The 6,843-nt window shown below is 31.4% G+C and carries 5 protein-coding genes and 2 pseudogenes; 6 read left to right on the forward strand and 1 reads right to left on the reverse strand.

The window, feature by feature from the left end; genetic code table 11:
• Positions 1-494: IS30 family transposase (locus FD34_RS08230; RefSeq protein WP_157046897.1), on the reverse strand; the 494-nt coding region annotated here is incomplete at its 3' end.
• A 177-nt stretch (positions 495-671) separates the two neighbouring features.
• Here FD34_RS08230 and FD34_RS08235 point away from each other — a divergent pair.
• The 6 genes and pseudogenes from FD34_RS08235 to FD34_RS08520 all read left to right on the forward strand — a co-directional run.
• Positions 672-1,751: a glycosyltransferase family 4 protein gene (locus tag FD34_RS08235; protein ID WP_057808350.1), complete on the forward strand. Its 1,080-nt coding sequence runs from the start codon at positions 672-674 to the stop codon at positions 1,749-1,751.
• Positions 1,752-1,772: 21 nt separating this feature from the next.
• Positions 1,773-2,978 carry an EpsG family protein gene (locus FD34_RS08240; protein WP_057808351.1) on the forward strand — a complete coding sequence of 402 codons (1,206 nt, stop codon included), beginning with the start codon at positions 1,773-1,775 and terminating at the stop codon, positions 2,976-2,978.
• Positions 2,979-2,992: 14 nt separating this feature from the next.
• Positions 2,993-4,036, forward strand: a complete 1,044-nt coding sequence (locus FD34_RS08245) for a glycosyltransferase family 2 protein (protein ID WP_057808352.1) — start codon at positions 2,993-2,995, stop codon at positions 4,034-4,036.
• An 80-nt stretch (positions 4,037-4,116) separates the two neighbouring features.
• A pseudogene (locus FD34_RS08855) lies at positions 4,117-4,826 on the forward strand (IS3 family transposase); the annotation flags it as partial.
• A 146-nt stretch (positions 4,827-4,972) separates the two neighbouring features.
• Positions 4,973-6,415 (forward strand): lipopolysaccharide biosynthesis protein, encoded by a 1,443-nt coding sequence (locus FD34_RS08255; protein WP_057808354.1) that lies wholly within the window; start codon positions 4,973-4,975, stop codon positions 6,413-6,415.
• Positions 6,388-6,843, forward strand: a pseudogene (locus FD34_RS08520) (IS66 family transposase); the annotation flags it as partial. The gene FD34_RS08255 and the pseudogene FD34_RS08520, both read left to right, overlap by 28 nt.

Here is a 6,843-nt window from a genome sequence, read left to right on the forward strand (position 1 = left end):
AGTACGGTATCAGCTTCAAAGTGGCCGAATTCTTGGCGAGTTTCGACTTTATGAGGCCGCTCCTCAATGGAGCGGCCGTGACTGAACGTACCACGCTTTTCTTTAGCACGATGACGACGCATTCCATGATCAGGCAAATCGGGTAACTGTACATCAAGCCATCCTTGATCAATCCAGTTATAGACCGTCTTGTAGGCAATCCCAACTACATGGGCAACTTGTTCAGGGGACCACTTCTGGACTTTAATCTTTTCCTCAATCAAGTGCTTAAGGCTTTTAGTGAGTGAAGACTTCCACCCCCGTTGACTAACCTTGCGTTCAAAGTCAGTTTGCGCTAGTTCAGCTTGATACTCACCGTTGAGCCGGTGAAGTTCGTTAAAGACTGTGGTTTTACTAAAGCCTAAGTAATTAGCGATGTATCGTAAGGAACGTCCTTCATTATGAAGCGTTTCAATGACAACGCGGTTCTGGAATGATAAAATAGTGGTGCCCATTAAGGTCCTTCTTTCTAATGGAATGTTGTGGTAACACCATTAAAGACCTTGATGGGTTTTTCTGTCCACTTAAATGTTCAACTTAAATTTTACAATCTGCCTTGTATAAAAATACTCTACATAGGTAAGGCTACGTAAGAGATCATGATCACTGATAGAATTAGGAGAAAACTGTTAATGAATAATAGAATAAAGATTGTGTATTTAATACGTTCTCTTAAGCGTTGTGGACCGGTGAATGTTTTATTTCACATTGTAGAAAACTTAAATAGGAGCATTTTTGATCCAATCATTGTTACTTTTAAACCAGAAGGACTTGATTCCATAATTTGCGATTTTCAAGATATTGACATTAAAGTTTATAGTGAAAGAAGTATGATCGATGGGATTAAAAAGATTAGAATGATTTTAAATGATGATCCCCAAAAATTAATTATTCATTCTCATGGCATACTTCCAGATATGGTTAATGTTCTTTTTAAACGTAAAAATGTGGTGAATATTTCGACAATTCATAATAATCCCTTTGAAGATTATCCGATGACATTTGGAAAATGCAAGGGGAATCTTTTAGCTAGACTTCATTGCTTTTTATTTAGAAAACTAATAGATATTTCTTGCTCAGAATCAGTGAGTATGGATTTAAAGGAAAGAACAAACCTTACTCCATTATCCATAAGAAATGGTGTTTCTTTTAACCATGCTATAACGATTAATGGTGGCTTGAAAGGGGAAAAAATTAATATCGTTTATGTTGGATCGGTATCTAAACGTAAAAATGTTGATTTTTTAATTAGATCTGTTTTGCAAATTGTTAATTATAAAGTAACTTTAAAAGTGGTAGGTGACGGTCCAGAATTTAAAGCTTTAAAGGAAAAATATAGAAAATATCCCAATATAGTATTTACTGGATTTAAAAAAAATACCGTTCCCTTTTTTCAGAAAGCAGATATCGTAGCCTCTGCGTCCCGTTCAGAAGGCTTACCCATGGCAACTCTTGAGGCATTGTCTTTTGGCAAACCACTATTACTTTCGGATATTAGAAGCCATAAAGAAATTATTCACCAAGGATCATTTGGTGAACTATTTAAAAATAATGATACTGATAACTTTGTGAATTCCTTTGGGAATGTAATTAAGTTAGTTAATAAAGAAAAAAAAATATATAGAGAAGCTAAAATAATATTTAGTGATGAAGTGATGTCAAAAAAATATCAAGAATTATATGTTAAAGCCATAAAAGGGAATTTGAAATAATTAAGTTTGGAGGAAAGTTTGATGATATTAGTACTGATTGCGCTGTATATCTTTCTACCAATCCCTGCCAGCGTTGCAATTTTAGCATTATCTTTTCTCATGCGAGGGAGAAAGACGTATTGGTTATTATTATGGGCGGTGCTGACATTTAGTTTATTAGTGTTGGTCTATATTCCCTCAGTGGAGGATGATGCATATAGATATTTTCAAATACTTGGCCAACTGCGTTCAATTTCAAATTGGCAGGATTTTTCAATGCTTTCACAAAATATTGAATTAATTGGATATCAATCATCAAGTATCGGTTTCATAGCCTTAGAAATGCTGATTTCAAAAACAGCATACTTTAATTTACTACCTTATATTAATACGGTGATTTGTCTATTTTCATTATTTTTTCCCTTTGTTGACTTAAAAGAACGATGTAAAATAAGTGGACCTACAGCTCTATTTTTGAGTTTGCCCTTGCCGCTTTTATATAATTTTTTAAATACAGCAAGCACTATGCGATGGTCTTTAGCATGTTCTTTATTTGGACTTATCGTATATGAATATTTTGAAAAAGTTCAAAATCGAAAATATGTATGGATGTTTTTAATTCCAATGATTTTTCACCCTGGTATTATTTTAGCTTCTATTTTAGCTATTTACGTAGCATGTATTAAAAAAATTTCAATTTTCAAAATACTATTTCCAATGTTGCTACTTGCTATTTATCTCAGGTTAGTTACTGATTCTAACTCGTCGTTGGGGAGTGGCAATCCAATCTTTCAAATTATGAATATGACAAACACCTATTCAAGAGATTTTATGCAGCATTCTGCTAATGGGCTTTTATTTATATTCTTAGAAAGATTGCTGACAATTTTAGTGTTAATTATGGCATTAATTGTATTCAGCCAATTATCTAGGGAATATAGATTATCACAATTTGGAAGAATGCTCTTGTTTATGTCACTTGTACAATTTGCATTGATATTTACGTCAATGATTTTTGACAGATACATATTAGTGACTACTTTCTTAGCATTAATTTATGTGGCTAGATATATATCCAAAATTAGGTTAAACATAAGATATTTGATTTTCTCAATGTGTATTGTGACTATATGTATTGGCATTGTTATTTGTTATGCTAATGTTAAAAGGATGGTGTTTATATCTCCATTTTTCCAGTTGTGCATATCTAATCTGTTTCATTTCTTTACTAATATTCCAGTCTATTAAAAGGAAGTGCCAAAATGCTACTCAGTGTAATCATTCCGACCTTTAATTGTACCGAAAGAATAGAAAAAATAGTTGAAAGTATTGCTTCTATAGCAATGTGTAAAAAGGAGATCATTATTATAGATGATGGTTCAGTGGATGCTTCTAAAAACTTTCTTAAAACAGTCGAGAAGAAAAACAAGCAGGTTAAAATCATCTTCAATAATCATAATGGGGTTGGGGCATCAAGAAATATGGGGATACTAGCTGCTCAGGGAGATTATATCACATTTATAGATGACGATGACCGAATTTATCCAGAGGCATATTCTAAAATGATAGAACAGGCGAAACTAAGACCAAGTTTAGACGTTATTTCTACATCAATTAATGTTTCTGATGATCATGATATGGTTATTTATAGTGGGAAAAACATGTTAAAAAATATGATCTTAAGCGTGCTCCAAGTTAATACAAAGAGTCTTAAGACAAGTGAATATCCCTCTGGTCCTTACGCCAAATTATTTAAAAGAAAAATTTTAATTGAAAATAAGATATTATTTCCTACAGATATATTTAACGGTGAGGACTTAATCTTCAACTGTCATGTTTTGCTACATAGTAAAAAAGTTCAATTATTAAAAAATAAGGTATATGAATATATTCAAAATAGAGATTCACTTATGCATCATTATTTCCCCAATATGAAATTGAATAATGCGTTATTTGAAAACTATATACTTGAAGTTGTAAATTTATTAGATGGTTTAGATTATAAAGAAAGAAGGTTAATTGGTGAGTATTGGAATGTTCGATTGGCAATGACTAATATATTGAGACAAGATAGTGTTAAAAATAATTATAAAAATGATTTTCTAAGTGATATTCGGACTATTAAAAAAGATTTGATGGATCCCAAATTGTGGAAGATACTTAATTATAATTTTACGAAGGATCAAATAATATTTATTAAAATAATTATTACTTTTCCTAATAATATAATTATACCAAGTGTTAAAATTTTGAAATGTTTGAAACATTTTAAAATTAGTTTGTCTAGTTCTTCAGTACAAGTTTAATTATTTGCTCCTATACTGAAATTTAGTACCAAAATCATTAGATTTTGTGTCATAATGATAAAAATCAGAATAGGGGTTTTATGAAATATTATTCAGATGAATTTAAAAACAATATCGTTAAGCTTTATCAAAATGAAAATCGTTCAAAGAAATCCTTAGCCAGTGAATATGGGGCTCATCCAACAATCATCAGTCATTGGATCAAGCGGGCCAAATTAGTTGAACTACCTGACGATGGCGTAACGAGTGTTGAAGCCTTCAAGCAACTACAGAAAGAAAACCAGCAGTTAAAGGAAGAAAATGAAATTTTAAAAGCAGCGGCGGTGTTACTGGGAAGGCATTAGGCAAAGTTAAAGCCATAGACTTTATCAACGAACAATTATGTAAACACCGCCTCTGGATAATCTTGAAAGCCTTAGGGCTTTCTAAAAGTACGTATTATCATTGGATAATACTATCAGATAAGTCGTCATGATAAACAAGATACGATTTTAAAAAGCCAGATCTTTGAAATTTGGGAAAATAATTATAAAGCCTATGGGTACTCTCGGATCACAATTGCCATGAGAAGACTTGGTGTAGTCATTGGCCCAATCGTGTCTACCGATTAATGCAGGAGTTAGGCATTCGATCACTAATAGGGCGGCGTTTTAAGAAGCCAGGCACTCATGTAGATTATTCTCAACGGCCTAACTTGATTAAGAACCATCCAATTGGAACTATTTGGCGTGCTGACATAACCTACCTAGAACTAAGACCAGGCACTTGGGTTTATCTAAGTACCATCTTTTAGTATCTCGAATTTAGTGTTTTGATACGACATATGAATATAGAAATACTATACGATTTATTTATACAACTAAGGTGCAGAGAGGATACGTATAAACTACGTAGGTAAAATAAAAAACCTCTTAAAAAGTTAATTAAGGAGAAAATATGGAGCATAAACAGAATAATGACTTCTTTAAAAATACTATTAGGGTTATTATAAGTAATTTTGCTCTTTTATTGAGTAGTATATTAGTGGGCCTTATCCTTCCCAAAATATTAGGAGTAGAACAATATGGATATTATAAATTATTTATGTTGTATAGTGTCTATGGTGCACTACTTCATTTTGGGTTTGTTGATGGTATATTATTACATTTTGGTGGAGAAAATTATTGTGAAATTGATAAAAGAAAGCTTAGATGTATAACACGTTTCTTTATATCTTTGGAGCTAATTGTAAGTTCAATCTTAGTTATTTGCAGTTTGTTCATCCCTAATGATATATATAGATTTATATTTATTGCTGTGGGAGTCTATTCTTTTATTTTAAATACCTTTACTTATTTTCAATATTTTACTCAAGCTATAATGGATTTTGGCTTCTTGTCCAGAGTAAATATGCTTCAAGCAATCTCCACTTCAGTCATAATTATAGTGTTATTATTCTTAATTAAGATTAAAGCAATAAATTATGTAATTTATAGGCAGTATACTTATTGCTTTATAATTACGTATTTGATTATTTTATTTACTTATATGTTTAGATATCATGATTTAGTATTTGGTGAAGCTTTATCCTTAGGAAAAATGAAAAAGACGATTCTAATGCTATTTAAAATTGGCTTTCCGGTTACTATTTCTTACCAAATAAGTAATCTAATTTTAAATTTGGATAATCAATATATTTCTATATTTTTTAATAATAAAATATTCGGCGAGTATTCTTTTGCTTATAGTTTAATATCACTAACGACAACAGTTCTAACAGCTGTATCAACTGTAATATTTCCCTATCTAAATAAGCAGGAGATATCAAATGCTATAAAAAATTATGGATTAAACATTAGCTATATTCTTGGATTAATGTATTTTTTAATTGCTATATATTTCCCTGTACAAGTTTTTGTAAGAATTGTTTTACCTGAATATATAGGTTCACTTGCTTTTTTTAGAATATTGTTACCTGGGGTAGGAATAACTAGTTGTATTTCTTTAGTTATTTTTAATTACTTTAAGATAACCAATAATTCTATGAAATATTTAGCTTTAGGGATTGGTGTTTTAATATTAGCTATAGTTCTTAATTATCTTGCTTATTTTATTTTTAAGGATCCATATGCTATTGCAATATCATCTCTTGTAGTCCTATTTATATGGTATTTATTAAGTAATAGTTATTTGTATAAAAGGTATACTATAGAGAGAAATAAAAACACGTTTTATATGTTATTAATGACTTTGGTATTTGAATTTGTTACTTTAATCAAGAATCCAATTATATCTTTGATACTGTACTTGATTGTATATTTTGGAATAACAGAGTTGCTTGAACATAAAGTAGTTGAATATATAAAAAGCCTTATCGTAATACACGTTCGGGAAAAGTAATTGGTGATATTATTGGGCAAAACTATTCAGGCTTTATCATGTGTGATGGATATGGTGGTTACAGTAACCGTTTATATCCCAATGGCCACTTTGGCTCTTGTCTGGTTCACATTCGTCGGGAATTCATTCGAATCACCAAATTATTGAGTAAAGAACAGTTAAAGCATTTCAAAGCCTTACGTGCGGTGAGAATCCTAGGAACCGTTTTCCATAAGGAAAACGGCCTAGTATATCAAACAGCGGAGGAAAAGCGGCAGCAAAGAATTACTCATGTGAAACCGTTGCTTGACAAGTTTTACCAGTACTTGGAAAGTATCACTTCACCACAGGGCCACCTGTGTGCAGCCATCAAGAATGCATTAAAGCTTCGCGCAAGAGTATATCGGATTTTTGAAAATGGACAAATCCCCCTAAGCAATAACTCGCTA

Source organism: Limosilactobacillus pontis DSM 8475, assembly GCF_001435345.1.
Classification (GTDB): domain Bacteria; phylum Bacillota; class Bacilli; order Lactobacillales; family Lactobacillaceae; genus Limosilactobacillus; species Limosilactobacillus pontis.